At 72.8% G+C, this 786-nt stretch carries 1 protein-coding gene; it reads right to left on the reverse strand.

Going from position 1 to position 786, the window contains the following annotated elements; translation table 11 throughout:
• A partial coding sequence (locus F6X68_RS32890; RefSeq protein ID WP_151457861.1) for an AMP-binding protein occupies positions 1-786 on the reverse strand: 786 nt, incomplete at both ends.

Below are 786 nucleotides of genomic sequence, written 5' to 3' on the forward strand. Positions count from 1 at the left end.
GAGGTGGTGTCGGCGTGTGGTGGGTGCGGTGGGGTCGATGGGGAGGTAGGCGGCGCCGGTTTTGAGGACGGCGAGCATGGCGGTGATGGCGGGTGTGCCGGGTGGGAGGCTGACGGCGATGGGGTGGTCGGGTCGGGCGCCGTGGTGCAGGAGTTGGTGGGCGAGGTGGTTGGACCGCTCGTCGAGTTCGCGGTAGGTGATCGCGCCTGCCCCGTCGACGACGGCGAGCGCGTCGGGTTGGCGTCGGGCCGTCTCCGCCACCAGCCGGGGCACGCACCCCGGAGCGCCGTCCGACCATCCGGCCATGCCGCCCGGCCCGGTGTCCTGGACGTCCGTACCGTCAGCGGGGTAGGCCCCGACCGGCCGCGTCACACGAGCCGGGTCCGACCCGCTCCGCCGCCCCGTGGACACCGCCGCGAGCCGCCGGCGCTGGTCGTCGGTGACAACCTCCACGCTGGACAGGCGCCGGTCGGGATCGGCCAGCACCGCGGCGACGAGGGCGCGGTAGCTGTCGGCCAGGTCGGCCATCGTGCCGGGCTCGTACAGGTCGCGGGCGTAGCTGAAGTACACGTCGACGGTGTCGGTGCCCACCTCCGCGTGGACCGTGAGGTCGAACTTCGCGGTTCCCGGCTCGATCGACACCGGCCGCATCGTGGCGGTGTGCAACGGCATGGGCTCGTCGGCGATGCCCGTGGCGTTCCCGCCGGTGAAGACGGTCTGGATGAGGGGTGGGGTGTGGCGGTCGCGGGTGGGTCGGGTGTGTTCGACGAGTTTGTCGAAGGGGAT

This window comes from Micromonospora sp. AMSO12t, assembly GCF_008806585.1.
GTDB lineage: Bacteria > Actinomycetota > Actinomycetes > Mycobacteriales > Micromonosporaceae > Micromonospora > Micromonospora reichwaldensis.